Annotated in this window: 25 protein-coding genes and 1 tRNA gene; 10 read left to right on the top strand and 16 right to left on the bottom strand. The window is 66.4% G+C overall.

From position 1 onward, the window contains the following. The first annotated feature begins 34 nt into the window (after positions 1 to 34). The 4 genes from msrB (at position 35) to ACH0CP_RS07765 (ending at position 3,499) form a co-directional block, all read left to right on the top strand. Positions 35 to 484, top strand: a complete 450-nt coding sequence (gene msrB, locus ACH0CP_RS07780) for a peptide-methionine (R)-S-oxide reductase MsrB (protein WP_294443474.1) — start codon at positions 35 to 37, stop codon at positions 482 to 484. Between the two features lie 95 nt (positions 485 to 579). Beyond that, on the top strand, positions 580 to 1,680 hold the full coding sequence (gene dinB, locus ACH0CP_RS07775) for a DNA polymerase IV (protein WP_294443511.1): 1,101 nt from the start codon (positions 580 to 582) through the stop codon (positions 1,678 to 1,680). Then, positions 1,680 to 2,942 carry a DUF763 domain-containing protein gene (locus ACH0CP_RS07770; RefSeq protein WP_294443472.1) on the top strand — a complete coding sequence of 421 codons (1,263 nt, stop codon included), beginning with the start codon at positions 1,680 to 1,682 and terminating at the stop codon, positions 2,940 to 2,942. Before dinB ends, ACH0CP_RS07770 begins: the two co-directional genes overlap by 1 nt. Next, complete coding sequence (locus ACH0CP_RS07765) at positions 2,942 to 3,499, top strand: alpha-ketoglutarate-dependent dioxygenase AlkB (protein WP_294443471.1); 558 nt, start codon at positions 2,942 to 2,944, stop codon at positions 3,497 to 3,499. The genes ACH0CP_RS07770 and ACH0CP_RS07765 overlap by 1 nt, the downstream gene beginning before the upstream one ends. Positions 3,500 to 3,578: 79 nt before the next feature. On the opposite strand, the gene ACH0CP_RS07760 is transcribed toward ACH0CP_RS07765, so the two are convergent. Together ACH0CP_RS07760 and ACH0CP_RS07755 are read right to left on the bottom strand one after the other, a co-directional pair. After that, complete coding sequence (locus ACH0CP_RS07760; RefSeq protein ID WP_406888426.1) at positions 3,579 to 6,110, bottom strand: TonB-dependent receptor; 2,532 nt, start codon at positions 6,108 to 6,110, stop codon at positions 3,579 to 3,581. A gap of 186 nt (positions 6,111 to 6,296) precedes the next feature. Next, positions 6,297 to 6,845, bottom strand: a complete 549-nt coding sequence (locus ACH0CP_RS07755) for a lipocalin family protein (protein ID WP_294445165.1) — start codon at positions 6,843 to 6,845, stop codon at positions 6,297 to 6,299. Between the two features lie 166 nt (positions 6,846 to 7,011). Here ACH0CP_RS07755 and ACH0CP_RS07750 point away from each other — a divergent pair, with 166 nt between their 5' ends. Further along, on the top strand, positions 7,012 to 9,786 hold the full coding sequence (locus ACH0CP_RS07750) for a bifunctional diguanylate cyclase/phosphodiesterase (protein WP_294445166.1): 2,775 nt from the start codon (positions 7,012 to 7,014) through the stop codon (positions 9,784 to 9,786). On the opposite strand, the gene ACH0CP_RS07745 is transcribed toward ACH0CP_RS07750, so the two are convergent. After that, complete coding sequence (locus ACH0CP_RS07745; protein ID WP_294445167.1) at positions 9,779 to 10,495, bottom strand: trimeric intracellular cation channel family protein; 717 nt, start codon at positions 10,493 to 10,495, stop codon at positions 9,779 to 9,781. The two genes, ACH0CP_RS07750 and ACH0CP_RS07745, sit on opposite strands and share 8 nt — an antisense overlap. 60 nt (positions 10,496 to 10,555) lie before the next feature. Continuing rightward, a complete protein-coding gene (gene bsh, locus ACH0CP_RS07740; RefSeq protein ID WP_406888429.1) occupies positions 10,556 to 11,530 on the bottom strand; it encodes a choloylglycine hydrolase in 975 nt (324 codons plus the stop codon). A gap of 501 nt (positions 11,531 to 12,031) precedes the next feature. Between bsh and ACH0CP_RS07735 the strand changes: the two genes are divergently transcribed. Continuing rightward, on the top strand, positions 12,032 to 13,597 hold the full coding sequence (locus tag ACH0CP_RS07735) for an alginate export family protein (RefSeq protein WP_294445204.1): 1,566 nt from the start codon (positions 12,032 to 12,034) through the stop codon (positions 13,595 to 13,597). A 322-nt stretch (positions 13,598 to 13,919) separates the two neighbouring features. Here ACH0CP_RS07735 and ACH0CP_RS07730 read toward each other — a convergent pair. Both ACH0CP_RS07730 and ACH0CP_RS07725 read right to left on the bottom strand, forming a co-directional pair. Continuing rightward, positions 13,920 to 13,996, bottom strand: a tRNA-Pro gene (locus ACH0CP_RS07730). A 49-nt stretch (positions 13,997 to 14,045) separates the two neighbouring features. Further along, a complete protein-coding gene (locus ACH0CP_RS07725; protein WP_406875493.1) occupies positions 14,046 to 14,351 on the bottom strand; it encodes a putative quinol monooxygenase in 306 nt (101 codons plus the stop codon). Between the two features lie 154 nt (positions 14,352 to 14,505). Here ACH0CP_RS07725 and yajC point away from each other — a divergent pair, with 154 nt between their 5' ends. The 4 genes from yajC to ACH0CP_RS07705 are packed head-to-tail and all read left to right on the top strand — an operon-like array spanning position 14,506 to position 17,898. After that, positions 14,506 to 14,844, top strand: coding sequence for a preprotein translocase subunit YajC (gene yajC, locus ACH0CP_RS07720; RefSeq protein WP_294445032.1), 339 nt, complete (start codon positions 14,506 to 14,508; stop codon positions 14,842 to 14,844). A 15-nt stretch (positions 14,845 to 14,859) separates the two neighbouring features. Continuing rightward, on the top strand, positions 14,860 to 16,464 hold the full coding sequence (gene secD, locus ACH0CP_RS07715) for a protein translocase subunit SecD (protein ID WP_294445031.1): 1,605 nt from the start codon (positions 14,860 to 14,862) through the stop codon (positions 16,462 to 16,464). A gap of 58 nt (positions 16,465 to 16,522) precedes the next feature. After that, the gene (gene secF / locus ACH0CP_RS07710) at positions 16,523 to 17,503 is read left to right on the top strand and encodes a protein translocase subunit SecF (RefSeq protein WP_294445030.1); all 981 of its coding nucleotides are present in this window, start codon (positions 16,523 to 16,525) and stop codon (positions 17,501 to 17,503) included. A gap of 20 nt (positions 17,504 to 17,523) precedes the next feature. Further along, positions 17,524 to 17,898 (top strand): Mth938-like domain-containing protein, encoded by a 375-nt coding sequence (locus ACH0CP_RS07705; RefSeq protein WP_294445027.1) that lies wholly within the window; start codon positions 17,524 to 17,526, stop codon positions 17,896 to 17,898. 177 nt (positions 17,899 to 18,075) lie between these two features. On the opposite strand, the gene ACH0CP_RS07700 is transcribed toward ACH0CP_RS07705, so the two are convergent. The 10 genes from ACH0CP_RS07700 to ACH0CP_RS07655 all read right to left on the bottom strand — a co-directional run bounded on the left by ACH0CP_RS07700 (position 18,076) and on the right by ACH0CP_RS07655 (position 26,728). Continuing rightward, positions 18,076 to 19,380, bottom strand: coding sequence for a sugar MFS transporter (locus ACH0CP_RS07700; protein ID WP_294445026.1), 1,305 nt, complete (start codon positions 19,378 to 19,380; stop codon positions 18,076 to 18,078). A 52-nt stretch (positions 19,381 to 19,432) separates the two neighbouring features. Next, a complete protein-coding gene (locus ACH0CP_RS07695; protein ID WP_294445025.1) occupies positions 19,433 to 20,089 on the bottom strand; it encodes a TIGR02117 family protein in 657 nt (218 codons plus the stop codon). Positions 20,090 to 20,181: 92 nt separating this feature from the next. Further along, entirely contained in the window at positions 20,182 to 20,832 is a 651-nt protein-coding gene (locus ACH0CP_RS07690) for a hypothetical protein (RefSeq protein ID WP_406875492.1), read from the bottom strand. Then, positions 20,825 to 21,319, bottom strand: coding sequence for an ATPase (locus ACH0CP_RS07685; RefSeq protein WP_294445024.1), 495 nt, complete (start codon positions 21,317 to 21,319; stop codon positions 20,825 to 20,827). Before ACH0CP_RS07685 ends, ACH0CP_RS07690 begins: the two co-directional genes overlap by 8 nt. A 58-nt stretch (positions 21,320 to 21,377) precedes the next feature. Beyond that, on the bottom strand, positions 21,378 to 21,605 hold the full coding sequence (locus tag ACH0CP_RS07680; RefSeq protein ID WP_228945703.1) for a F0F1 ATP synthase subunit C: 228 nt from the start codon (positions 21,603 to 21,605) through the stop codon (positions 21,378 to 21,380). Between the two features lie 49 nt (positions 21,606 to 21,654). Next, on the bottom strand, positions 21,655 to 22,443 hold the full coding sequence (locus ACH0CP_RS07675; RefSeq protein WP_406875491.1) for a F0F1 ATP synthase subunit A: 789 nt from the start codon (positions 22,441 to 22,443) through the stop codon (positions 21,655 to 21,657). 32 nt (positions 22,444 to 22,475) lie between these two features. Further along, a complete protein-coding gene (locus tag ACH0CP_RS07670; RefSeq protein WP_294445102.1) occupies positions 22,476 to 22,793 on the bottom strand; it encodes an AtpZ/AtpI family protein in 318 nt (105 codons plus the stop codon). A gap of 212 nt (positions 22,794 to 23,005) precedes the next feature. Further along, positions 23,006 to 23,398: a YdbL family protein gene (locus ACH0CP_RS07665; protein WP_294445103.1), complete on the bottom strand. Its 393-nt coding sequence runs from the start codon at positions 23,396 to 23,398 to the stop codon at positions 23,006 to 23,008. A 1-nt stretch (position 23,399) separates the two neighbouring features. Beyond that, a complete protein-coding gene (locus ACH0CP_RS07660) occupies positions 23,400 to 23,618 on the bottom strand; it encodes a YnbE family lipoprotein (RefSeq protein WP_294445104.1) in 219 nt (72 codons plus the stop codon). Further along, positions 23,615 to 26,728, bottom strand: a complete 3,114-nt coding sequence (locus ACH0CP_RS07655; RefSeq protein ID WP_406888432.1) for a YdbH domain-containing protein — start codon at positions 26,726 to 26,728, stop codon at positions 23,615 to 23,617. The genes ACH0CP_RS07660 and ACH0CP_RS07655 overlap by 4 nt, the downstream gene beginning before the upstream one ends. Positions 26,729 to 26,831 lie beyond the last annotated feature (103 nt).

The following is a 26,831-nucleotide window of genomic DNA, read 5'->3' as shown; positions in this document are numbered from 1 at the left end:
GCGGCCCCATCTTGGGCGGCGAATGGAGGCGCTGATGACAAGCTACCGCAAGACCGACGAAGCGATCGCCGCACTGACCCCCGAGCAATATTACGTGACGCAGGAGAGCGGCACCGAGCGGCCGGGCACCGGCGCCCTGCTCTACAACAAGGAGCCTGGGATCTATGTCGACGTGGTCTCGGGCGAGCCGCTGTTCGCGAGTTCCGACAAATATGAATCCGGCTGCGGCTGGCCGAGCTTCACCAAGCCGATCGAGCCCGCGAACGTGACGGAGCTCGCCGATCACTCGCACTTCATGACCCGCACCGAAGTGCGCTCCAAGCACGGCGACAGCCATCTGGGCCATGTCTTCCCCGATGGGCCGCGTGATCGCGGTGGGCTTCGTTACTGCATCAATTCGGCCTCGCTCCGCTTCGTCCACCGCGACGACATGGAGGCGCAAGGCTATGGCGCGTACCTGCCGCAGGTCGAGGAAGTCGCCTGACACGACCGGCTGACTGACCATCGCGGCGGCGCGGCTTATCGCATCGCGCCGCCGCGGTGTTCCGCATCCGTTCCGCAGCTGCTATAGGCCCGCAGATGGAAGGCGGATCGACTCGCAAGATCATCCATGTCGACATGGACGCCTTCTTCGCGTCGGTGGAGCAGCGTGACGACCCGGCGCTGCGCGGCAAGCCCGTTGCGGTCGGCAGCGCCGCCGCGCGCGGCGTGGTGGCGGCGGCGAGCTATGAGGCACGGGCTTTCGGCGTCCGCTCAGCCCTTCCCTCGGTAACGGCCCTGCGCCGCTGCCCGGACCTCATCTTCGTTCGCCCGCGGTTCGACGTCTACAAGTCCGTATCGCGGCAGGTGCATGCGATCTTTGCCGAGTTTACCGACATCATCCAGCCGCTGTCGCTGGACGAAGCCTATCTCGATGTGACGGCAAATCGCGCCGGGCTGCCCACCGCCTGGGCGACGGCGAAGGCGATCCGCGCGCGCATCCTCGAGGAAACCGGCCTCACCGCCTCCGCCGGCGTCTCGTACAACAAGTTCCTGGCGAAGCTCGCGTCCGATCATCGCAAACCGAACGGTCAGTTCGCGGTGACGCCGGAGATGGGCCCGGCCTGGGTGGAGACGCTGCCAGTGTCGCGCTTCCATGGCGTCGGGCCGGTGACGGCGGCGAAGATGAAGCGGCTGGGCATCGAGACGGGCGCGGACCTGCGCGGCAAGTCGATGGCGTTCCTAGAGCAGCATTTCGGCAGTTCGGCGGGCTGGTATTACGCGATCGCCCGGGCGCAGGACGACCGGCCGGTGAACCCCAATCGCGAGCGCAAATCCTCGGGCTCGGAAACCACGTTCCGCACCGACCTGACCGAGCCGGCCGAGATCGAGGCCGGCGTGCTGCGCATGGCGGACGACGTGTGGGAGTGGTGCGAGAAGGCGCAGGCCTTTGGACGGACGGTGACGGTGAAGATCAAGTTCCAGGATTTTCGCCTGATCACGCGCAGCCGCAGCCACCCCGGGGCGGTCAACACGCGCGAACAACTGCACGCAGCCAGCCTTGATCTCATCCGGTCGATCTATCCACCCGAGAACGGGATCCGCCTCGTCGGCGTGACCGTATCGAACTTCGAGGCGGCGAGCGCAGCGCCGGCGGAGACGCTGCCGCTGTTCGACGCCGTCGCTGCGGGAGCACGCTGATGGGGCGGCGGGCGGGAAGCGCGGATCTGCCGCTGCATGGCGGCCGCGTGCCGGCATGGCTGGGCCAGCGGATGACCCGGCTCGGCGCCGTCATCACCCAGGCGATCGTGCTGGAATATGGCCGCGACGAGCTGCTGCGGCGGCTCGCCCACCCCTTCTGGTTCCAGTCGTTCGGCGCGGTGATGGGGATGGACTGGCATTCGTCCGGCATCACGACGAGCGTGATCGGCGCGTTGAAGCGTGGGCTCGCCCCGCTTTCCGGCGAGCTTGGCCTTCACGTCTGCGGCGGACGCGGACGGCATAGCCGCGCCACCCCGGGGGAACTCGTCGCGATCGGTGAGCGTGTCGGCATCGATGGCGCGGCTTTGGCGCAGGCCAGCCGGCTGGTCGCGAAGGTGGACAGCGCCGCGGTACAGGACGGGTTCGACCTGTACCTCCACGGCTTCATCGTGGCGGACGACGGCCGCTGGGTGGTGGTGCAGCAGGGCATGAACGGCGATCGCCGGCAGGCGCGCCGCTATCACTGGCTGTCGGAGGGGCTGGAAAGCTTCGTCGACGCGCCGCACGCCGCGATCGAGGGTCGGCAGCAGGGCGCGATCGTGAACCTCGCGGATCGACGGGCGGCAGCCTCGCGGAACCGCCAGCTCGATCTGCTGCGCGATGCCGGGCCGGACGGCATCATGCGCGAGGTTGCCCGCCTCGAACCACCATCGGCGCGTGCCGCCACAGCATCGGCCCAGCCGCTGCTGCCGCATCTCGTGATGCCCGATCATCATGCCTTACACGCGGAGAATGTGGTGGAGCGACGGCTCCACGGCGCGCTTGCTGCTGCCGCCGATCGCGGCCCGAAGGATTTCGCCGACCTGCTGCTGGTGCCGGGCATCGGCGCACGAACCGTCCGCTCGCTCGCGCTGGTGGCGGAGGTGGTGCACGGCGCGCCGTGCCGCTTCACCGATCCGGCGCACTTCAGCCTGGCGCATGGCGGCAAGGATCGTCACCCCTTCCCCGTGCCCACCAAGGTCTATGACCGGACGATCGCGGTGATGAAGCAGGCGGTGGATGCGGCGAAGCTCGGTCAGGACGAGAAGCTGGCTGCGATCCGCCGCCTCGACCAACAGGCGCGCCGGCTGGAGCGGACCGCGACCGGACCATCGGTGGAAGCATTGATCGCCAAGGAGCGCGCGCGATCGCACGACTATGGCGGGCGAAGCGTTTTCGGCTGGGAGCCGCCCGCCGGCGGCGAGCAGGCGAAGGCGTCCTGATGCTCGACCTGTTCGATACGCCGCTGCTGCCGGGCCTCACAGCGACCGACGATCTCGTCAGCGAGGCGGAGGAGCGCGCGCTGACCGCCGCGATCGATGGCGAAGCGCTGGCGCCGTTCCGCTTCCAGGGATGGACCGGCAAGCGGCTGACCGCCTCGTTCGGCTGGACCTATGACTTCGACAAGGGCCGCCTGCTGACGGGCGAGCCGCTGCCGGACTGGTTGCTGCCGATCCGCGCCCGCGCGGCGCGCTTCGCCGGCCTTCCCGAGGACGAACTCGTCCAGGCATTGCTGATCCGCTACGATCCGGGCGCCGGGATCGGCTGGCATCGCGACCGGCCGGCGTTCGAGCATGTCGTCGGCCTATCGCTCGGCGCGCCGACCGCGATGCGCTTTCGCCGGCGCGTGGGCGCGAAGTTCGAGCGCGTCTCAGCGCCACTGCCGCCGCGCGGCGCCTATCACCTTACCGGTGAGGCGCGCCACGATTGGGAGCATAGCATCGCCGAGATGGACCGGACGCGCTGGTCGATCACCTTCCGAAGCCTGCGCGCGCGCTGATCGCTCCTCGCCGGCTTCCAAACGAAACGGCGCCCCGGTTTTGCCCGGGGCGCCGTCGTCATCCCGTTCGAGCCATAGCTTAGAAGCGGAAGGCCCCCGTCACGCCATAGGTGCGGACCTGGCCCGGGAAGCGGACCACGATGTTCGCGTTGCTGGCGACGGCGTTCCAATAATATTGGTTGAAGAGGTTACGCGCCCAGGCGTTCAGCGCCCAGCTGTCGTCGGTCGCCTTCACGCCGAAGCCGGCGTTGACCACCGTGTACGGCTTGATGTCATACAGCGGATTGACCTCGAAGATCGTGGTCTGGCGCGACTGATACCGCACGTTGGCATTGGCAGTGAACGCCAGGTCGTCGTTGATCGGCTGATCGAGCAGCGCGGTTCCTGACAGCGTCCATTCCGGGCTGTAGATGAAGCGCGCGCCGTCGAAATCCTGCGGCTTGCCGGCGGCGTTGGTGCCGACATAGCCGTTGATCCGCGTCTTCAGCCACAAGGCGTTCGCCATCAGCGTCAGCGGACGGGCCGGACGGACCGTCAGCTCGCCTTCGATACCATAAGCTTCCGACTTCGGAATGTTATCGAGGCGGGCAAGCGCGGTGTAGATCGGATCAGCGAAATAGGCGCTGATCTGCTTGTCCTTGTAATCATAGTAGAAGCCGGCGAGATTCAGCTGGACCTTGCGATCGAGGAAACCGAGCTTCGCGCCGATTTCATAGGCGGTCAGCTGCTCCTGCCTGGCTGGCAGGTTCTGGCGCGCGTTGCTGGCTGCGTTGATCGGCGAGGTGCCGGACTTATAGCCGCGCGAGATCGAGGCGTAGAACAAGGTGGTAGCGTTCGGCGTCACGTCGATCGAGCCGCGCCAGGCGAAATTGTCCTCGTCGAGGCGCGAATTGACCACGCCGAAGCTGTTCGTCGCCGGGTTGAACGTGTTGCAGTCATTCACCCCGATCGGCGCCGCGAGCGGGCCGGTGGGATTGAACAGCTGCTGGTAGAGGCCGCGGTTGAACAGGTTGATGTTGGTGACCATGCTGCCGTTGAAATCGCGCGAGCAGCCAGTGAACTTCTGCAGATCCTGCGTGTACCGAGCGCCCAGCGTCAGTTTGATGAGATCGGAGAAGGCGTAATCGCCGTTGGCGAAGATGCTCCACGTCCGCGTGTCGAACGCACCCTCGTCGCGATAGGTGCGGAAGGTGCTTGCCGCGTCCGCCAGCGTATAGCCGAAGGTGTTGATCGGCGTGTTGATCAGCTGCGACGTGGCGAAGCGCAGCAGCGCCGAGTTCGCATTCTGGCCAAGCAGCGTGCGGTTCGTGTCGCTGATCGTGTCCTTCGAATAATAGCCGCCGACGAGCCAGTTATAGCCCGGGCCGTCGCCTTCGACGCGCAGCTCCTGCGCGAAGCTTTCGATATGGCCGTCCGCCTTCTGGATCAGCACTTCCGCCGGGATGCCCGACCAGTCGAAGGTCGCCTTGCGATCGAACTCGTTATAGCCGGTGAGCGACACGACGCGGACACTGTCGGACACGTTGAGCTGGATGCGGCCCTTCAGCCCGAGGAAGTAATTGTCCTCGGCGAGCGGATCGCTGATGCCGGCGCCGCGACCAATGTCTGCCGAGCGGCGCGCGTACGGCGCCCAGTCGGCCTGGTTGCCGCGGGTCGGGAAGTTCGCCGCGATATAGGCGGCTGCGCCCGGCGCGTTGAAGTTGCTGGCCGAGCCGCCCCCGCCCGGCGTCGTCGCCGGGGTGAAGCCGATCGCCTGGCCAGAGACGGTATCCGACTTGTTGACCCAATAGGTGGCCGACAGATCGATCTCGAACGGGCCCGGCTGGAACGCCAGCGAGCCGCGCAAGCCATAGCGCTTCACGCGGCCGAGCCGCTCGTCGGGCCGGCTGTTGCTGATCTGCCAGCCTTCGTTCGACAGGTCGACGCGGTAGCCGATACGCGCCTGGATGCCCTCGGCGATCGGGCCGGTGACATAGCCGCCGACGTTGAACGTCTCGTAATTGCCGACGTCGACCGTCATCGCGCCGGACGCGGTCTCGCTCGGCTTGCCGGTGACGAAGTTGATAAGGCCGGCGGTCGTATTGCGGCCGTAGAGTGTGCCCTGCGGGCCCTTCAGCACTTCGACCCGCTCGATATCAATCATCGGGCCGGTGTTCATGATCGGATAGGCGTACGCCACTTCGTCGACGTACGTGCCGACAGTCGACTGTGCCGAAAGGTTGATCGAATTGAAGCCGATGCCGCGCAGCGTGTAGGTCGGCACGCCCTGATAGCTTTGCGCAACGGTGAAGCTTGGCACCACGGCGGCGAGATCGCGCACGTTCTGGACGCGCAGCTCCTGCAGCGTGTCCGCTTCCAGCGCCTGAACCGAGATGCCGACGCGGTTGATGGATTCTGCGCGGCGCTGCGCCGTCACGACGATATCGCCGATCGCGCCGTCGTTCGCGGCCGTGGCGTGATCTGCCGGTGCCGCGGTGGTCGTCTGGGTGGTCTCGGCAGGCGCTTCCGCTGCGGCCGGCGCGTCCTGCGCCTGCGCGGCCCCTGCGATCACGAAGGCACCCAAGCTGACGCCAAGACCCAGCAAGGTGCGCGTGCGAACCGATCCGACCATGTTATTTCCTCTCTAGATGTCACGGGCCCGTTCGTCCGGGCTCTGTAGCGTGCGTAGGTAGCAGCGCCGCCGGTGGGCGCGCCTGACACCTTAGACAGGTTGAGAATGAGCAGCGGCGCCCTTAGCGCGCCAGCCGCGGTAACGCGCGCAGCAGCCAGCGCCGCGCGCGCCTAGTTCAGCATATCGTCATTGCGCGGTGACGCGGACGAGCGACCAGTCGTAGCCCAGTTCCTGCACCCGCTTCTTCAGCAATTCCATGGTCTCGGCGCTTGGCTTCTTCTCGCGCGTCAATGCCCACAGGTAACGGCCGGACGGCTCGCCGACGATTGACCATTCGTAATTGTCGCCATGGTCAAGCACCCAATAGTCGCCATAGAACGGGCCAAAGAAGGAAACCTTCAGCTTGGCGTTGGTCGCAGGATCGACGATCTTCGCCTTGCCGGTGGTGGACTTCTCCTTGCCGTTCACGCCGCCCTTGCGGCCGCTGTTGACCACGCGGATCGATCCATCATCGTTCAGGCTGTAGAATGCCATGACGGCATCCATCCCCTTCTGGAACGATGCTTCGTAGCGAAACTGTTCGTACCAGCGGCCGAGATATTGCGGCAGGTCCACCGGGCGCGCGGGATCGGGGACGGACCGGTTGCCGACCGGGCCCGGGCGAGGAATGGCCACACAGGCCGCCAGAACTGCCGGGATGCCGATCGCGGCAGCGCCGACCAGAAGCTTTCTCATCGGGTTCCTTCTTCTTGTTAATGCCGATCAAGGTACGCGCCGCGGGCGGCTTGGTTGCGGGCCGGCGCTGATCGCGGGGTGGGGAACATCCGCCATCGGCAAGTCACGTGATCTTAACGGAAAGGCGCCGATAGCGAACGGCTATGTTCGGTTGGTGATCAAGCCCATGCTGTCCAGTCCGCTCAAGGAAATCACGAACAGCCCCGACGATCTGGTCCGGGCGCAGTTCGCGAACCTGCGTACGCAGATCCCGCTGATGTACGCGCTGATGCTGATGAATGCAGGGTTCCTAGCGCTTGCCACGGTGGGCGAGGTGCCTCTCACCTACAGCCTTGCTGCACCGCTGCTGCTGCTCGTCGGCACCGCGGCGCGATCGGGAATATGGATCTTCCGCGGGTTCAAGGATCCCGATCCGGAGACGATCCGGCGCTATTTCCGCGGGACGGTGTTCGTATCCGCCGTGTTGAGCGCGGGGTTCGGCGCCTGGGGCGTTCTGCTGCTGCAGGAAGCCGGGCCGTCGCGGGCCACCGCGATCGCGCTCTATGTCTTCGTCGGCTCGATCAGCTGCTGCTACTGCCTGCAGGCACTGCCGATCGCGGGCCGCTTCGTCCTGCTGTTCGGCGCGCTGCCGATCACGCTGACGCTGGCGGGGTCGGGCGACTGGTACCAGGTGGGCACGGCGGCGAGCTTCCTGCTCGTGTCGGGCGTGATCCTGCGCACGCTGACCGCGAACCACGCGACCATGGTGGCCTCGATCAAGGCGCAATCGGCGATGAGCGAGCTTATCGCAGCGCTGCGACAAAGCGAGGAGCATTACCGCCACTCGGTCGACCTCAACCCGCAGATCCCCTGGATCAGCGACCCCTATGGCCTGCTGACTGAACTCAGCCCGCGCTGGACACGGCTGACCAATTTGCCGGTCGAGCAATCGCTGGGCGCGCGCTGGATCGACAACATTCATCCGGAGGACCTTTCCCGCACGCGAGCGCAGTGGAGAGAGGCGCTGACATCAGGGCGGACCGACCTGGCGGACGCCCGCTTCCGCGTGCGCGTCGCCGACGGCAGCTATCGCTGGTTCCGCTCGCGTGCCGCCCCGCGGCGGGACGCCGATGGCACGATCATCTCGTGGTACGGCAACCTGGAGGACATCCACGACCAGGTGCTCGCGGAGCAGGCGCTGCAGCACAGCGAGGAGCGGTATCGCCTCGCGTCCCGTGCCACCAACGACATCATCTGGGACTTCCGCGTCGATGAGGGCGTGATCTCCTGGAGCGGGGCGACCAGCGCCGTGCTGGGCTTCCCGGAGACGGCCGAAGGCACCTCGTTCGCCTGGCTGCTGGCGCATGTTCATCCCGACGATCGCGGCAGGGTCGGCACCGAGGTGAGGCTGGATGATCCGGCCTTCACTTACTGGTCGGAGGAGTTTCGCATGCTCGCCGCCTCGGGCGAATATCTCCACATGCGAAGCCGCGGCTATGTGGTGCGCGACGAGGAGGGCCGTGCGACCCGGCTGATCGGATCGCTGCAGGACGTGACGGCCGAACGGCGCTTCCAGGACGAGCTGCGGTTCGCCGCACATTACGATGCGCTCACCCGCCTGCCCAACCGGCTGCTGTTCGCCGAGCGCCTGGACGCTGCGCTGGAGGATGCGCGCCGGTTCGGCCACGAAGTGATCCTGGTCGTGCTCGACGTCGACGGCTTCAAGACGGTGAACGACAGCCTCGGCCATGATTGCGGTGATGCGCTGCTGCGCGAGATCGCGGCGCGGCTGATGGAGTCCGCGCCAGGCCAGGCCACGGTCGCGCGGCTCGGCGGCGACGAATTCGCCATCATCCTGCCGGGCGCCGCGGGTGGCCAGAACAGTATCGGCGCCATCGAAACGCTGCTGACCGACATATCCACCCCGATGGTCTACGCCGGCCGTACGATCGAGGTCGGTTTGAGTGCCGGCATTGCGGTCGCGCTGCGCGACGGCGCCGTCGCGGAGGAACTGCACAAGAGCGCTGACCTTGCCCTGTACGCCGCCAAGCGCGACGGACCGGGCCGGGCTCGCACCTTCCAGCGCGAACTTCGCGATGACGCGGAGCGGCAGAAGCAGATGCTGTCGGATGCACGCGCCGCCCTGCAGGGCGAGTGGATCGTGCCGTTCTACCAGCCCAAGGTGTGCCTGCGCAGCGGCAAGCTTCTGGGGCTGGAAGCGCTGCTTCGGCTCCACCATCCGCAACAGGGGCTGTTGGCGCCGCATGCCATCGCGGCCGCGTTCGACGATCCGGGAACGTCCGTTCAGATCACCGACCGGATGCTCGACCGCGCCATCACCGACATGGCGCAATGGCAGGAGCACGGCCTCGACTTCGGCCGGCTGGCGATCAACGGCTCTCCGGAAGATTTCCGGCGCGGCGACTTTGCCGACCGGATCCTGGAACGCCTGCATCGCGCAAACCTGTCCCCTTCCCTCCTTGAGCTCGAGGTGACGGAAACGGTGTTCCTGCGTCAGCTGGCCGCCAACGTCAGCGCTGCGCTCACCACCTTGTCAGCGGAGGGTGTGACGATCGCGCTGGACGATTTCGGGACCGGCTATGCTTCGCTGACCCACCTCAAGCAGTTCCCGGTGGACGCGCTGAAGATCGACCGGTCCTTCGTCTCGCGCCTCGGCTCCGCAGATGGCGAGGACGCGGCGATCGTTGGCGCGGTCATCGATCTGGCCAGGAACCTCGGCATCGATACGGTGGCGGAGGGCATCGAGACGCCGGAACAGGCGAAATACCTGATCCTGAAGGGATGCGACGCGGCACAGGGCTTCCTGTTCAGCCGTCCGCTCGACGCCGATCAGGTGCCGCGGATGGTGCGCGACTGGAGCGCCAAGGCCATGGTGGGGCGGTGCGGCACTGATGATTGGGGGCCGGAGATGCGCCGCCAGTTCCTCAACCGCTTCACTTGAGCTCGCCACCAGTCGGCCGCTTCAACACGCCGGCTTGTTTTCGAGCTTCGCCGCCCGGTTCGCGGTCCGGGGACAGTGCGACCGGCAAGCGCCAGCCGAAGTGGATCGCCGCTACCCGCACGCCGAAACAGGCCAGGGCAGAGACGATCATCGTCGGCACCAGCGGCAGGCCAAAGTGAGTGCCCGTCACCGCAAGCCCCGCGCCGAGCAGCGCTGCAACCGCATAGATGTCGCTCTGCAAGATCGCTGGCACGCGCGCCACCAGAATATCCCGCGCGACGCCGCCGCCCGCCCCCGTCACCATTCCGAGCAGCGCCGCCATCAGCGGATCAAGCCCGTGCGCCAGTGCCTTTTCCGCGCCGGCGACCGAAAAGAGGGCAAGGCCAGCGGCATCGAACATCATGATCGCATTGTGGAGGCGCGACATCGGCGTGTACCACAGGAAGATGATCAGCCCCGCCGCGACCGAGGCCGCGAGATAGCGCCAGTCGCTGATCGCTGCCGGCGGCACCACACCGATCAGGATATCGCGCAGGATACCGCCTGCACTGGAGGCGGCGAACGACAGTACCAGCACGCCGAATATGTCCAGGCGGCGTTGAACGCCCAGCATCGCGCCGCTGATCGCAAAGACAAACGTGCCGCCCAGATCCATGAAGGACAGCAACTGATGCAGCATATGCTGCTCGATAAGCTCGCCGCTCGTCATCGGCCGCCACCTTCCATCATGTGAGCGCTGTTGCGACGTGGGGCGCGAAGACGCGGGCGGTCAGTTCTGCATCCGGATCTGCTGGCCTTGGATCAGCGGATAATTAGCGAGCGCCGATCCATCCAGATCCTCCTTGTGCATGTCGACGGCAGTGATCTGGCTGTTCTCGTACGTGGTGTAGTAATAGATGCCCTTGTCGACGTTGCAGCAGGACGAATAGATCGTGATCTCATATTGATCGCCGCCGACGTTCGCGCAGCCGCGTTGCTGGGCGACCGACCCCAAAATGTGGAAGAACTGGCTGACCGACGCGGATTCGGATTCATCGGCGATCGAGTTCATCTTGGTAAAGACGGCACGCACGAAGCGCGACGAGGAAGACAGGTCCCCCGGCAGGCCCAGCGCACCCATGCCCCGGCTATAGACGTCGAACTTGATCGCGTCCGAGAAGGTATTGGTCGGCGAATAGCGCGACAGGTGTATGAAATTGTTGAGGTTGAACAACTGAATATCGAAAGTGGGGTTGTTGGTCAGCACCCCCACCGGATTGTCATAGACCTTCAGCCCGTCGGGCATCGGCTCCACCGTGATCGACTTCGACCGATCGGCGATGATCCAGTGCAGCGGTGACGGCGGCAGGCCCTCGCTGAACGCGATGTCGACGAGATTGACGGCGCGCAGCGCCTCCTTGACCTCGTCAACGGTCTCGAACTGCGCGAGCACCCACAGGACGAACTCGAACGACGTGACGTTCGTCTTGCCCGGTTCCTCTGGCCGGTAGACGGCGTTCCCCATGAAGGCGAGCCCGGCCATGCTGAGCCCCTTCTCGTTCGTGCCATCGTAATAGAGCGGGAAATCATTCACGACCGTCGCCATGCCGATGATCGCATGGTGGGTGGGGATCGGCGGAAGCTTGCGAAGCTCGATCGCATAGTTGCGCGGCGTGACGGCGACCGATTCTCCATAGGATCGCTCGTAATCGAGATTGCGGCCGAAATAATGATCCTTGGTAGCGAAGCTGAGCCCCGTACACATGTCCGGCCTCCATTTTCCTGAAACACGGCAAACTGCGGCGTCCGGGCGCGCTTCGTTCAGTTTATCAATGGTTCCTCACTGTAGTCAGGGCACCATCGGCTCCTTCATCGTCATCGACGCGCCTATTGCCCCCTGCACGTGGGGACTACAGCATTCAGGTTAGACCATCTTGAAGGGGTACATATCCGCGAATTTACCTATTTCCCTGAATGCGCAAACGTTCCGATGTGACTGAACGGCTTCGGGAAATTCCGGCATGACAAGATCACAACAGATGAACACGTTCAGTGTTGTCAGCAGACTCCATCGGCTCTCACCTGCGAAGAAGTGATCTTCGCCTTTCGATAAGTACTTGCCACTATATGTCCTGGATTCAGCGCGTCGTACAAATTTGCTCAAAGGGAGCAAGTCTATGGGCAGCAGTCGTCAGACGATGCTTGGGCAGGCAAATGCCTCCCGGCGCGATGCCGACGCCACTCCATCGTGGCGGGAACTCACACAATGATGGATGTGCCGCCCGCCATCGTCGCGCAAGCCGTGCAGGAGGCGCCGCCGGCACGCCGCACATCCGGCGACATTCCCGCCGGCCGCGCGGACGGCATCCAGGTGATTGACGGTAGGATACGACGGTCTGGCCCGCCCACGCTGCCACAAGGCGGCCCGTCCGGATTGCGGACCGAGCAGCTCACCGCCGCCGCCAAGGACAGACCGCCCATCACCGACATCTACGACAAGGACGGGCTGCATGTGCGTTGGTATCTGCAGGGCGGCCTCGACTACGATGTTGAGAACAACCTCTTCTGGAATCTCGCATCCGCCTATTCGCCGCAATCGAAGTTCAATTCCGACGAGGATTGGCTCGAGGGATATGTGAAGCCGGGGATCGGCTTCGATAAAGCCTTCTCGGGCGGCAACGTCTTCTACGGCAAGATCTCGGGCGTCGCGTCGCGCACCTGGGGGACGGACGCGTTCGACTCGCGCAACCAGGGCGCGATCACGCTGGAGGAAGGCTATCTTGGCTTCCGCACCGAGGGCACCGGCACCAATTTCGACCTGTCGCTCGGCCCGCGCGAGCTGGTGCTGGGCAGCGGCATGCTCATCGCCAACGGCGGCGTGAACGGGTTCGAGCGGGGCGCGCTGAAGTTCGGGCCGCGCAAGGCGTGGAAGCAGGCCGCAATCGGCCGCATCATCAACGGTCGCCAGACGATTACCGGCTATTTCATCGAACCGCGCGAATTGAAGTCCAATAACGGGCACAACCAGCTTGCCGGCGTCGACTTCCGCTATGACGCGACGAACGAGGACTTCATCGGCTTCACCTATATCAACGCCCTGAAATCGCAGTCCCCCTACATCCGCGCCGCGCCGGGGGGCATCGGCGCGCCGACCATCATCCCCGACGGGCGCGACAAGACGAACGTCATCAACCTCTATTTCAAGGGCAGCCGCGACCAGGGCATCTGGCGCAACTGGTTCGTCACCGGCGATGTCGCCTACGAGTGGAACAACCGGATCAACATGTCCGCCTGGGCGGCACGCGGGCAGATCGGCTACACGTTCGCCGAGGCCCCCTGGAAGCCGACGCTGATCTACACTGCGAAATTCTTTTCCGGCGACGATCCGAACACGCCGAAGCTCGAGCGGTTCGATCCGCTTTATTATGAGGGATCGCCCGGCATCTGGGCGACGGGCGCGGAATCATCGATGGTGTTCATCAACACCAATCTGAAGGCGCTGGAGTTCAGCGCGGCAGTTCAGCCGTCGGACAAGATCACGGTCACGCTGCGCTACGCCTATATCAGCGCGGACAAGCTGGAGAGCCCGCTGCAGTTCGGCCAGGCGACCCGCCTCGTCTCCACGCCGAGCGGCTTCAACCTGGTCGACGGCGTGACCAAGCACCATCTGTCCGACGACCTCTTCCTGGAATACAACCAGATCCTGACCGAGAATCTGTTCCTGACGATCGGCCTCGCCGCGTCCTTCCCCGGCGCCGGCATCAAGGCGGAGCTTCCGGGCAAGGCGCCGACCTGGACCGGCGCGTTCGCGAACGTGGTGTTCAACTTCTAGCCGAGGCGCGGCGCGCCACATGCGGAAGCGCAGCCTGCACCGATGCTGCGCAGATCGCTCGTTGATCCGAGGACCAACCGGCGAGGGCCGGACGTGTCAATGCCGCCGGATTAAAGCCGCTGGCGTAGCTCGCATGGCTCATCGTGTTTTCAACCGCCTGCCACGCAATGTTGCCGCGGCTCGGCAGCCTGCCGTCCCTGCCATGCGCTTCGTAGCTGTGCGGGTGCAGCACGCAGACGTGCCAATAAGGATCAGGTGCCCTGTGGGGAGAGAAGCGACACGTCGCTTCCGCTCCACCCGCCAGCTGAGTGGCGGAAATCTCTGGTCGGGGCGACAGGATTCGAACCTGCGACCCCCACACCCCCAGTGTGATGCGCTACCAGGCTGCGCTACGCCCCGACCGAGGGGCGCGGCTCTACGCCGCGCCCGCCGGTTATGCAAGCACCGTTCAGATCAGCTTGCGCCAATGCTGCCCGTCCCACGCGTCGATCGACATGGCGCTGGGTGAATGGGCCCGCAGCGCGCGGCCGAATGCCTTCTGGTGTTCCGCCTGGCCGTGTGCGCCTAGCGCCTCCGCATTGGCCCAGCGTTCGGCGACGCGGACCAGATCGGGATCGGCCGCATCGAAGGCGAAGCTATATTCCTCGCAGCCTTCCTCGGTCTTCACCACGGCCGCATGATCCGCGAACAGCTTGGCCGCCTTGGCGCCTTCGCCCTCACCCAGCTTGATCGTGCCCATCACCAAAATCGTCATCATTCTCTCCCGTTGGCGGCCGTGTTGCCGACCGGTCGCGAGCAGCACCTATCGCGGCGCGCGAGTTGCGCCAAGGCCGCAGCGATGGTAGCGGCTCGCGCTTCACGTGGGGTCCGATCTCGGGCCCCGCGCCCCATGTGCACGCAAGGACGGCATGTTCATTTCCCCAGCTTATGCTCAGACGGCGACTGGCGCCGGCTCGCAGGGTGGCCTCGCCGGCTTCCTCAGCCTCGCGCCGCTGATCCTCGTCTTCATCGTCTTCTATTTCCTGATGATCCGCCCGCAGCAGAAGCGCATGAAAGCGCTGCAGAATGCGGTCGCCGCGGTGAAGAAGGGCGATAGCGTCGTCACCGCCGGCGGGCTCGTCGGCAAGGTGACCAAGGTGGAGGAACGCTTCGTCGAGGTCGAGATCGCGCCGAACACCCGCGTCCGTGTGGTCAAGGCCACGCTCGCCGAGGTGACCGCGCTCGGCTCCAAGCCCGCCAACGACTAAGACTGGGCAACCGAGATGCTCGATTTCCCGCGCTGGAAGGTCGTATCGATCTGGCTGACGATTGCGGTGCTTTGCGCGCTCGCCATCCCCAGCCTTCTGCCGCAGCGCATCACTGACCAGTGGGGCAGCTTCCCGCATCCGCGGATCAACCTTGGCCTCGACCTGGCCGGGGGAAGCTACCTGCTGCTCGAGGCCGACGTGAACGACGTCGCCGCGAGCCGGCTGGAAGCGATGCGCGAACAGGTGCAGACCGAGATGCGGCGGCAGAAGCCGCGGATCGAGATCGGCGACATCTCCACGCGCGGCGGGCGCCTCTCGTTCCTGCTGCGTGATCCGAGCCAGGTGGACGCGGCACGCGAGCGCCTGCTGAGCATCACGGGCGGCGGCGTCGGCATGACCGGCCAGCGCGAGTGGGACATCCAGGTGGTCGATTCGAGCCGCCTGGTGCTCACCCCCACCAAGGCCGGGCTCGACCAGGCGATCGACACCGCGATGGGCGATGCGACCGAAGTGGTCCGCCGCCGTATCGACGAGCTCGGCACGCGCGAGCCGACGATCATCCGCCAGGGTTCGAACCGCATCGTCGTGCAGGTGCCCGGCCTGCAGGATCCGCAGGCGCTGAAGGAGCTGCTCGGCAAGACCGCGAAGCTTGAATTCAAGCTGGTCGACGAAAGCGCGACCCCGCAGCAACTGGTCGCTCGTCAGGCGCCCCCGGGCAGCCAGGTGCTTCCCTATCCCAACAATCCCGCCGGTATCCCGTTCATCGCGGTGAAGCGCACGGCGATCCTCACCGGCGACCAGCTGACCGACGCCCGTCAGGAATTCAGCCAGCAGACCAACGAGCCGCAGGTCGCGATCACCTTCGACAGCCAGGGCGGCCGCAAGTTCGCCCGGGTGACGACGGAGAACGTCAACAAGCCGTTCGCCATCATCCTCGACAATCAGGTGATCTCGGCACCGAACATCAACGAGCCGATCATCGGCGGCCGCGCGCAGATCTCGGGCAGCTTCACGACGGAAAGCGCCAACGCGCTCGCCATCGCGCTGCGGTCGGGCAAGCTGCCGGTGACGCTGAAGGTCGTCGAGGAATCGACCGTCGGCCCGGATCTCGGCGCCGAATCGATCCGCGCCGGCATCCTCGCCTCCGCCGTCGCGGTGGCGCTGGTCGTCGCGTTCATGTTCGTGACCTACGGCCGCTTCGGCATCTATGCGAACCTCGCCGTCATCATCAACGTGTTCGTCATCGTCGGCGTCCTGGCGCTGATCGGCGGCACGCTGACGCTGCCGGGCATCGCCGGCTTCGTGCTGACGATCGGCACCGCCGTCGACGCGAACGTGCTGATCAACGAGCGTATCCGCGAGGAACGGCATCGTGGCCGCAGCGTGGTCCAGTCGGTCGAACTGGGCTATAAGGAAGCGAGCCGCACGATCTTCGAGGCGAACATGACGCACGCGATTTCGGGCATCATCATGTTCCTGCTCGGCTCGGGCCCGGTGAAGGGCTTCGCCGTCGTGCTGCTGATCGGCATCGCGACCAGCGTGTTCACCGCCGTCCTCTTCACCCGCATGCTGGTTGCGCAGTGGCTGCGCCGCACGCGGCCGCAGACGATCAACATATGATCGCCTCCCCCACCTTGATCGCCATGCCCGCCGGTGCGGGCCTGGCGGAGGTTTGCGAATGAAACTCCTCAAGCTCGTCCCCGACAACACGAACTTCGATTTCGTCCGCCTGCGTGGCTGGGCGTTCGGCCTGACGCTGATCCTGTCGGTGCTGGCGGTCGGCATCACCTTCGCCAAGGGTTTGAACTTCGGCGTCGACTTCGAAGGCGGTCTGATGATCGAGGAGCGGTTCGCAACGCCGCCCGATCTCGACAAGCTGCGCGCCGTGGTCGACGCCCAGGGCCTGGGCGAGGCATCGCTGCAGCAGTTCGGTGATCCGCGCACGCTCACCATCCGCCTGCCGGTGCAGGAAGGTGCCGACGAAGGTGCCACCAACGCCGCGGTGAAGAAGGTGGAGCTCGCGATCGCCGAGGCGTTCCCCGGCGCGACGTTCAGCCGTTACTCGACCATTTCCGGCAAGGTTTCGGGCGAGCTCATCCGCAACGGTATCCTGGCCGTCGTCCTGTCGATCCTGGGCATCGGCCTGTTCGCCATCGTGCGTTTCGAATGGCAGTTCGGCGTCTCGACCATCGCGGCGATCGTCCACGATCTCCTGATGACATTGGGCTTCTTCGCGCTGACGCAGTTCGAGTTCGACCTCAACATCGTCGCCGCGGTGCTGACGATCATCGGCTATTCGATCAACGACAAGATCGTCATCGACGATCGCATCCGCGAGAACATGCGCCGCTATCGCAAGATGGACATCCGCGAGATCGTGAACCTGTCGGTGAACGAAACGCTGCCGCGCACGGTGATGACCTCGGTCACCATCCTGCTCGCGCTCGGCGCGCTGCTGTTCCTGGGCGGCCACGTGCTGCGCGGCTTCACCGCGGCGATGATCCTGGGCATCGTCGTCGGCACCTATTCGTCGATCTACGTGTCCTCGTCGCTGCTGATCGTGCTCGGCCTGCGCGCCAACCCGGCGCCCGACAAGCCGGCGCGCGGCGGCAGCATCGACAATGCCGAGCGTGTCGCCCCGCGCGAGCCGCGCGCTTAAGGGCGACCAACGCGGTGCGGATGAGCCTTGACCGGAGCGCGGGAGGGCCGCTGGTGCGCGGCTTCACCCGCACCGGCTTTCGCATCGATGAGGAAACGGTCCTTCCCGCTGCCCTGCTGACAGTGAAGGAAGCGCGCAGCTGGAGCCCCCCTGTCCTCGGCGACCTGACGATCGAGGCGCTTGAGGCCGTCCTGGAAGAAAACCCCGAGTTCGTCCTGGTGGGCACCGGCAAGCTGCTGGCGCGGCCGCCCCGCGGGCTGGTGACGGCGCTCGAGGCGCGCGACATCGGCATGGAGGCGATGGACAGCCGCGCCGCAGCGCGCGCCTGGGGCGTGCTGCGCAGCGAAGGACGGCAGATCGCTGCCGCACTCTACCCGATCGACTATACCGCCTGAGCAGCCGCTGGAGGGCCGCCACGGCGGTTCCTCACGGCGATGTGGCCATGGCGGCCATCCCACGCCCTAAGCTCTACACGGGCGCCCTGCCCCGCCTGGAAGCACTGCTGCTCATGCAAAATAAAAGCGGCCCCGGCACATGGCCGGGACCGCTCAGTCTCTTGCCTGTTGTCGGCATCAGGCCACGGCAGGGCGCCGCGCGAACACGCCGAAGCCGGCGATCACCACGTAGCACAGCACCGGCAGGATCAGCGCGAACGACAGGCTGTTGAACCCGTCGGCCAGCGAGCCGTAGAGCGGCGGGATCACCGCACCGCCAACGATCGCGGTGGCGATCACGCCCGACCCTTCCGCCGCGCGCTTGTCCAGCCCTTCCGACGCAAGGCTGAAGATCGTCGGGAACATCACCGAGTTGGCGAGGCCAACCGCGATCAGCGCCCAGCCGGCCGACACGCCCGTCGCGTTGGCGGAGTAAGCGATCAGCAGGATGGCCAGCGTTCCGGCCGACGCCAGCACCTTGCCCGGCGACGCGACACGCAGCAGCCCCGACCCCAGGAAACGCCCGATCAGCGCGCCGCCCCAGTAGAAGGGCACGTAATTGCCCGCGATCTGGTGCGGCACGTTCCAAACCGTCGGCTGCGCGAGATACACGACGAGGTTCGAGCCGATCGCCACTTCCGCACCGACGTAAAGGAAGATGCACAGCACGCCGAATGCGAAGCGCGGCCGGCCGAGCAACGTCAGCGCGTGGAAGATCGAGCCGGTCTGCTCCTGCTCCTCCTGCAACCGGTTGCGCCGCGTCCAGACGACCGCGGCGATCACCAGCAGCGCAACGGCAAGGCCGATATAGGTGTGGACGATGGCGCGCGACGCCTCGACGCGATATGCGTCCAGCGCCGGCCCGCTCAGCGCCGACGCGCTGACGCCGGCGAGGCTGCCGAGGATCAGTGTCGAGCCGACGCGCGGGAAGATCGTCGTGCCGAGCGAGTTGAACGCCTGCGCGAACGTCAGGCGGCTGTGCGCGGTGCGCGCCGGCCCGAGCAGCGAGATGAGCGGGTTCGCCACCACCTGCACCACCGTGATGCCGGCACCCAGCACGAACAGCGCCAGCAGGAACATGCCGAACGTCGCCGAACTCGATGCGGGGATGAAGAGCAGACAGCCCACCGTCATGGTGACGAGGCCGATCGATGCGGTGCGCATGTAGCCTGCACGGCGCACGATCGCCGCGGCCGGGAGCGAGAACAGCAGATACGCGAGGAAGAAGGCCGAATTGACCAGGTTCGCCTGCGCGTGGCTGAGGGTGAAGAGTTCCTGCAGCTTCGGCATCACGATGTCGTTGAGGCTGGTGATGCCGCCGAAGATGAAGAACAGTGCGAAGACGAACCAGCGCAGATCCGGCGCGTCTACATGCCCGCCATCGCCCGTTTCAGGCACCGGGTCGGCACTGTTGGCGGTGTTTGTGCCGTGGGCGAAAGCCATAAGATCCCCTTTAAAACGTGTAACCGTTTACCGCGGAAATTTGCTGGAGCAATCACTGCTGAGCCGGGAACCAGTGCAGGACGGTTGACGGAAAAGGCGTCCAGGCGCCGATACGGATACCGGCGAAACGCAAAGCATCGCCGATCCAGGCGTTGCAGGTGTGCACCGCGCTGTAATGGCCCCTGGCGGCGTAGAAAGCGTCGTAGCCGTAATAGCCGGGATAGCGCTGACCGCCCGGCACCAGTGACGCCTGTACGTAGGCGGCCAGGCGGCGATATTCGGCCGGCCGTACGATGACACGGCGAACGTCTTCTCCGGCCTTGGGCCGCGGCACGTGATCGACATGCACCAGCGTGCGATCGCTCCCGAACGCCGCGGCGATCACGGTAGAGAGCCTGAGATCGGACCAGGTCGGCGTTTCGAGGTAAAAGTCCTGCTCGCCCCAGCCGATCGAGACATGGTCGAACCCGGCGTAGCGCGGATCGGCGAGGTCGCGCGCCGGGAAGACGCCGCGCCAGTCAACCCCCGCGGCCTGTTTGGGCATGACGATGCCCGCGTGGACGCCATTTGATTCGACATAGAGCACGATGCCCGCTGAAGGCTCCGTCCAGCCGGCGTTGCTCGGTATCGTGCCCCCGACAAGCCCGGCCACCGGATAGGCCGCGAGCACGCCGCTGATCCCCGCGATGGCGATAATGATCCGGCGCATGAGCAATCGCTTACCGCGTCCGCTCGCCCAAAAGCAAAAGGGCCGCATCCTTGCGGACGCGGCCCCTTCGTGATCCCAAGATCAGGCGGTGATCAGTTCAGGCGGCCAAGGCCCGAGATCGCGCGATCGACCAGTGCCCGGTCGGCCTCGGCGCCGTGGCGCTGCTTGATCAGCTGCGCCGCTGCGCTGGCGGCAGCGCTGGCCGTCTTGGCGCGGACTTCCGCGATCGCTGCACGCTCGGCCGCGGAGATGCGGTCCTGCGCCATGCGCGCACGACGCTCGACCAGCTCGGCCGCATCGGTGCGCGCCTGCGCCACGATCGCCTCGGCCTCATGCGTCGCCTGCGTCGCCATGTCGGCGGCGCTCTTCTCGGCGTCGGCGATCTTGCGCGCATATTCGTCGCGCAGCGCCTCGGCCTCGGCACGAAGCGTCTTCGCCTCGTCCAGCTGGCGGCGGATGTCCGCGATCTGCTTGTCGAGGCCGCCGACGATCATCGCCGGCACCTTCTTCACCAGCAGAATGATGATCAGCACCAGCATCGCCAGCGAGACGATCACCGTGCCGTTGGCAAAGCCGAACAGCGCCGGATCGACGTGGTGATCGGGCCCGCCCTCGGCGATCGAGGTCGACAGCGCCTCGGTGCCATGCGCGTTCATGCCCTCGGCATTGGCGGCGGTGGCGAGGTTGTGCGCCACTTCGGCCGAGCCCGGGGACATGGCGCTCATGATGATGAACTCAGCCATTGGCCATCGCCGCCTGAACGGCGCTCCTCGCTTCCTCGGCCGACACCTGGGTGCCGGACACGCGCGCCACGATATCCTGCGCGGCCTCAGCGGCAACCGCCTCGATCTCGGCCAGCGCCCGCTCGGTCGCCGCCCGGATATCAGCCTCGCCGGCCGCGATACGCGCCGCCTGCTCGGCATGCGCCGCGCTCAGCGTCTCCGCCGACGCAGCAGCGGCGCGCTGGCGCGCCTCGGCGACGAGCGCCTGAGCCTTTTCGCGGTTGGCCTGGTCGCGCACGCGCCATGCCTCTTCCGCCTGATCCGCCGCATCGCGCGCCGCCGACGCCGCAGCGAGATCGGCAGCGATCGACTGATCGCGCGTATCGATCGTCTTCTGCACCTTGGGCAGCATGCCGCGGCCCACGACGAAGAAGACGATACCGAAGGTCACGGCCAGCCAGAAGAACTGGGAAGCCCAGGTCGCGGCAAGTTGGGAGATCTGAGGCATCGAAAATCCCGCCTGAACGGGGCGCGCCGACCGGCGCGCCCCGTCGAGGATCGTAATGTTAGGCGACGAAGACCAGGATCATCGCCACGACGAACGCGAGCAGACCGAGAAGCTCGGCGCCGGCGAAGCCGATGAACAGACGGCCCTGCTGCGCGTCAGCCGCGCCCGGGTTGCGCAGCGCGCCTTCGAGGAACTTGCCGAACACGTTGCCCACGCCGAGCGAGGCGAGGCCCGCACCCACGGCTGCGAGACCAGCGCCGAGCAGCTTTGCGGCTTCTGCGTCCATTTCAATAACTCCCTATGAAAATCAAACGGTTGGAAAGAACAGGTGAAACTTAGTGCAGGTTGACCGCATCGTTCAGATAGAGCGAGGTCAACAGCGCGAAGACATAGGCCTGGATGCCGGCGACGAGCAGCTCGAGCGCCGAGATTCCGACCATCAGGCCAAAGCTGGGGATGCCCACCAGTAGGCCGACGCCGAGCCCGGCACTGCCGGCATTGACGACGAACCCGGCCAGCACCTTCAGCAGGATGTGCCCGGCGGTCATCGCGACGAACAGTCGCAGGCCGAGGCTGAACGGGCGCACCATGAACGACACGAACTCGATCAGCGGGATGACCGGCATCAGCCACCACGGCGTGCCGTGCGGCACGAACAGGCTGAAGAAGTGCAGGCCATGCCGCCAGAAGCCGACCACCAGGACGATCGCGAACGACATGATCGCGAGCACGCCGGTGATGGTGAAGTGGCTGGTGAAGGTGAAGGGGTGGATGCCGACGACGCCGAGCGGCAGGAGGCCGAGCACGTTGGCGAACAGGATGAACATGAACAGCGAGAAGACGTAGGGAACGTAGCGCTTCCCTTCCGGCCCGATGTTCGACGCGAGCATGTTGTCGACGAAGCGCACCGCGCCCTCGACCATCATCTGCCCGCGGGTGGGAACAACCTTGCCCTTGGTGCCGAGCGACATGAACGCGATCAGCACGATCGTCGCCACGGCCATCCACATCGCCGAGTTGGTGAAGGCGATGTTATAGCCGGCAATCTGCCAGTCCTGGGTGCCGAACAACGGCTCTACCAGAAACTGGTGCATCGGATCGATCTTGCCGCCGCCTTCCGCCACGCCTGTAATTCCCTAACGAAAGCGCCCGATCGTTACTTCGGGCGCTTGGTCGAAATCCGAATGATGTTTCTGAACGCGGCGATCGTCCCGAGGGCGAGCATCACGAGCAGACCCCAGGGCTGCGTGCCCGCAAATCGGTCGATTACCCAACCGATCAGCGCGCCGCCGACCATTCCGCCAGTCAATTCTGCGAGCACGCGGTTGCCGAGGCGATAGCCGCCATCGGATTCCGCCTTGCTCGCCTTTGTCCGGCGTGCCTCGTCCGCTTGCGCTGCATTCAACCGCTCGTCGAGCGAGGTGATGCGTGCATCCTGGCCGAGGGTGTCTGGTCCGGGCTCGTTCTCCGCCATCCGCGCGCTTCCCCGTGTTCTGGGCAGGCGCGAAGAGTGCCAAGTGGCGAGCCCGCCAAGGCGCGGTCCGGTTAGCCGGGGGGTCCGGGGGTGTCAACCTTTGCGCAACATTCGGACACGACCCGGAATGCCATGCCAGGGCCCCGTCCGGTCCAGCGGAAACAGCCGCTTAGCGAGCGTCCCTGCCGCGGCAGGGAACCCGCCCGGCGACCTCAGACACAGCGCGGGTCGCGAATCGGTGCGCCGGCGCCGCGCGTCTCCCAGTTGCCGTCCGGCGTGCGATACTTCTCGCCCGGCGCGGTCTGCTGGATGAGGTTGCAGCCGCTGGTGAAGGCCAGCTGTTCGACGGTGGCGCCCGAGGCCTGCGCCTTCTGCGTGTAGGCTGCCTTGCGCTGAATGTTGATCGCATTGACCAGCGCGCGGACCTGCGGCGAGCCGGCACCCACGACGCCAAGATAGCCGTCAGGCTGTTCGCCGACCTCGCCGGCAGAGCGCGCCGCTGCATAGGCCGGGTCGCGCTGCGCCCAGGCAGTGGCCGACACGCCGGTCAACGCCAGCGCCCCCGCCATCATCAGGATCGTCTTGCTCACTGCCTTGCTGGTCATCTTAAAAGATCCCCGGATTCTGTTTGATCAGCGACTTCGCTTCGCTGTCGAGACGGTACACCACTTCCTGCGTCACGCTGATGTTGAGGTTGATCACGATCGGCTTGTCAGGTGCGGCGACGTTGACGCACCCGCCCGTCACCACCGCCAGTCCGATCGCCGCCTTCCTCGTCATCGTGGAAATCGGGTGCCCTCCTCGCTTCTTCAATGTGTCGCTCATGGCATGTTCTCGCTTGCGGATGACTGAATGGCCGGCGTCGCTGCCGATGAAGGCACGGCGGGCGGGTTGGTGCGCTTGTTCTGCTCTTCCAGCAGGGCGGGCAGGTTGCGTTCGATCAGACGCTTGGGATCGTAGAAGCTCGCGGCCGAATCGATCAGCCCGCGGAACGGCGCCTTGATCCTGATGTTGAACACGAACGGCAGCCGCTGCAGCCGGCGGATGAGGAAGTTCGATTTCGCGCCCTCCCCCTGGCTGACCCCGGCGAAGCGCACCTCCGTGATCATCTCGCCCGCCAGCGGCCCGTTCATCACGACGTCCAGATTACGATAGCGCAGCGAGCGCAGCGCCTGGAACGCGATATTGCCCCAGGTACCCAGGTCCTCCTTGGTCAGCTCGCCGAGATAGGCGAGGCTGCCGCCGCCTTCGCGCACGGTCAGCGTCCCGTTCTCGATCCGGCCGCCGGTCTGGTCGAACACCATCGGCAGCTCGCCGTCGAAGACGCCGGTCGCGTCGAGGTTCTTGAAATCGAACTGCTGCAGGAACTGGCGCGCCTCGGCGCCTTCGACATGGAAGGTCAGTCGGCGCTGCTGCTGCGCGCCGAAATCGAGCAAGGTGGGCCGCAGCGTCAGCGTCCCACCGGCGAACGGCCAGCGCCCGTCGTTCACCTTGATGCGCAGACCCGGCAGCAGCTGATAATCGATCCGCCCGTCCGTCACCTCGACACCGGGGTTGATCGAGGCGACCGTTGCCACTTGGCTGGGCGCGCTCTCCAGTCCGAGAAGGTCGGTGAAGACCACCTCGCCCTTCAGCCCGGCGACCGGCCCGAAAGCGGCGGCGAGATCCGCGCGGTCCGTCGCGAACCTACCGGTGGAGGTGACGCCCTCGGGCGTCCAGGCGATATCGCCGCTGCCGCGCACCGTTCCGCGCACGTCGGCGATGACGCCGAAGGTGAGCGGGGTCAGTTCCTCCGGCTGGAAACCATCGCCGAAGGTGATGCCCGAGACGGCGAGGTGCGCGGCGCCGGTGCCACTCGCGAGCACGTGGCGGAGTGTCACGTCGGCCACCTTCACGCTCTTGCCCGGTTCGAACAGCGCGCCTTCCGCGCTGATCGTTCCATTCGCCAACCGAAGCGTGACATTGCGCGCCATCAGCTGCCGGAACCTTGCCGACGCTGCCGCATCCGCCACCGTCAGCGCGCCATTCAGCGCCAGATTTGCACGGGCAAATCGCCACTCTCCGGCGGCCTCGCTCAGCAGCAGCGGCACCGCGCCGATCTGCCCCGCTCCGCCGGCAAAGCGCCCGCTGATCCCGCCGCCGCTTATCCCGCCATCAAGCCGCGCGAGATCGAGCCGGGTGACGCGATCCCCCTGCCCCAGCCGCGCCTTCACGTCATCTAGCACGAAGCGGGCCGAGCCGTGCCGCCACTCGGCACGCGCCGCCGCCAGCGTCACCGGTGATCCGCCGAGCGCCCCCGCAAGCCGCGGCGCGGCAATGACCAAGCCGCCACCGATCTTCCCGCCATCGATCCGCAGCAGCGCACCGTCGAGCGGACATAGCCGCAAACCCGTCTCACGCAGCGTGAGGCCCGCCACCGCAAGTCGCCGGAAGCTTGCCGGTGCGCATGTCTCGATCACGCGCAGATCACCACCGGCGCTCCGCCGCGCGACGATCGGCAGGCGCAGCCCCTCGACCGCGCCGTCGCCCAGCGGACCACTCACGTCCGCCACGGTGCTCAGCCGAAACGCGCCGCCGGCCGCATAGGGCGCCAAGGTCGCAGTGCCGGTGACGGTCTCGCCCGGTGCCGCTTGGGCCAACGTCAGTCGTGCATCGGGCAGCCCCCCGCCGCCCATCGACAAAACGCCGTCGGCGCGAACGCCGTCGGGCGCACCGAACACCAGCCCTTCGCCATCGCCGAACTGGATCGATGCGCCACTCGCCGCGCGCAAGACGAGCTGCCGCACCGTCGCCAGCGGCTGGCCAGAGGCAGTGCCAATTGCGACTTCACCGCCGAGGTCGAAGCGTTGCGCAGCGCGCGCAGCCGCGCGTGCCGCTGCTGCAGCGATGGGGCCGACCGGCGTTCCCGCCGTGCTGTCCGCGAGCGAGGCGAATTCAGCGCGTCGCGAGGCGGAAACGGAGACGTCGCCAGCGTCGACCCGGCCGGCCGCCAGCGCCCGGCCGGCTGCCACCCGCCAGGTACCGGCATAGGCGAGCAACGCCCCGCTCACCCCGGCGGCGCTGAACCTTTCGCCCCGCACCTGCGCCTCGCCTTCGGTGCGCGAGGCGTTGCCGCGAAACTCGATCTGGCCCGTCAGCGCACCGAGCGATGCATTGGCCGCCGTCATCTTTCCGGCGCGCAGCCCGGCCGATCCCTGCCAGCGGTCAAGCGCCGGCCCCAGAGTCACGTCGACCCGCGCCTCGGGCGCCGCGACCGTGGCCTGGCCGCATCGCAGCCCGGCCAGCCGCACCGGGCCGCTTAGTTGCGGCGTGAAATTGTTCACCGCCACGCCGAGCAGCGCGCTGGGACGCAGCAGCCGGCAATCGCCGATCGCCACCCCGTTGCTGATCGCCGCGACGGTGCCGCGGAAGCCGTCGTCCAGCCGCCCCCGGCCGGCGATGCGAAGGCCCACCGGTCCCAGCGGCGTCTCCAGCCGGACGCGTGCGTCGTCGACAGACAGGTCGAGCGCCGGCAACGCAAAGGGGCCGCCGCTGGGCGCCGGCAGCAACTGATCGATCGCGCCGAGCGATATCCGGCCCTCGACAAGGCGCGCGCGCATCCGAAGCTTGCCCGCGCGAATGCCGCTAAGCCGGGCGCCGCCGGGGTCGCTATCGGTGTAGGTTTCGATCCAGTCCGCGACGAGATCCGGCGAACGCGGATCGCCTACCACCACGTTGGTCAGCCGCTGGCGCCCGAAACCGAGTTCAGTGATCGCATAGCGTGCCGGCACCTTGCGCGCGCCGAGCGTGCGATCGATGTAGCGCGTCGCGATCGGCACCCTCGCCAGCCACAAGCCAAGCAGCAGAAGCGCCAGCAGGATCGCGGCGACCGCCAGCCTCCGGCGGAAGGGCCGGCGGCGGACATGCGGCAATCGTTCCTCGTCTGCCGCTTCCACGCGCCCTCGTTCGTCCTCCCGACGCGGGCCGCTCTACCGGCTGAACAGGGCCCCGTCATCCCCACGCACTGCCGCCCACGACCGATCGTTCCCGATTGCGTAC

The sequence above is a fragment of the Sphingomonas sp. 179-I 2A4 NHS genome (assembly GCF_045369135.1).
GTDB lineage: Bacteria > Pseudomonadota > Alphaproteobacteria > Sphingomonadales > Sphingomonadaceae > Sphingomonas.
Note: the sequence above shows the minus strand (reverse complement) of the source record. Positions and strands in the feature narration are given on the sequence as shown.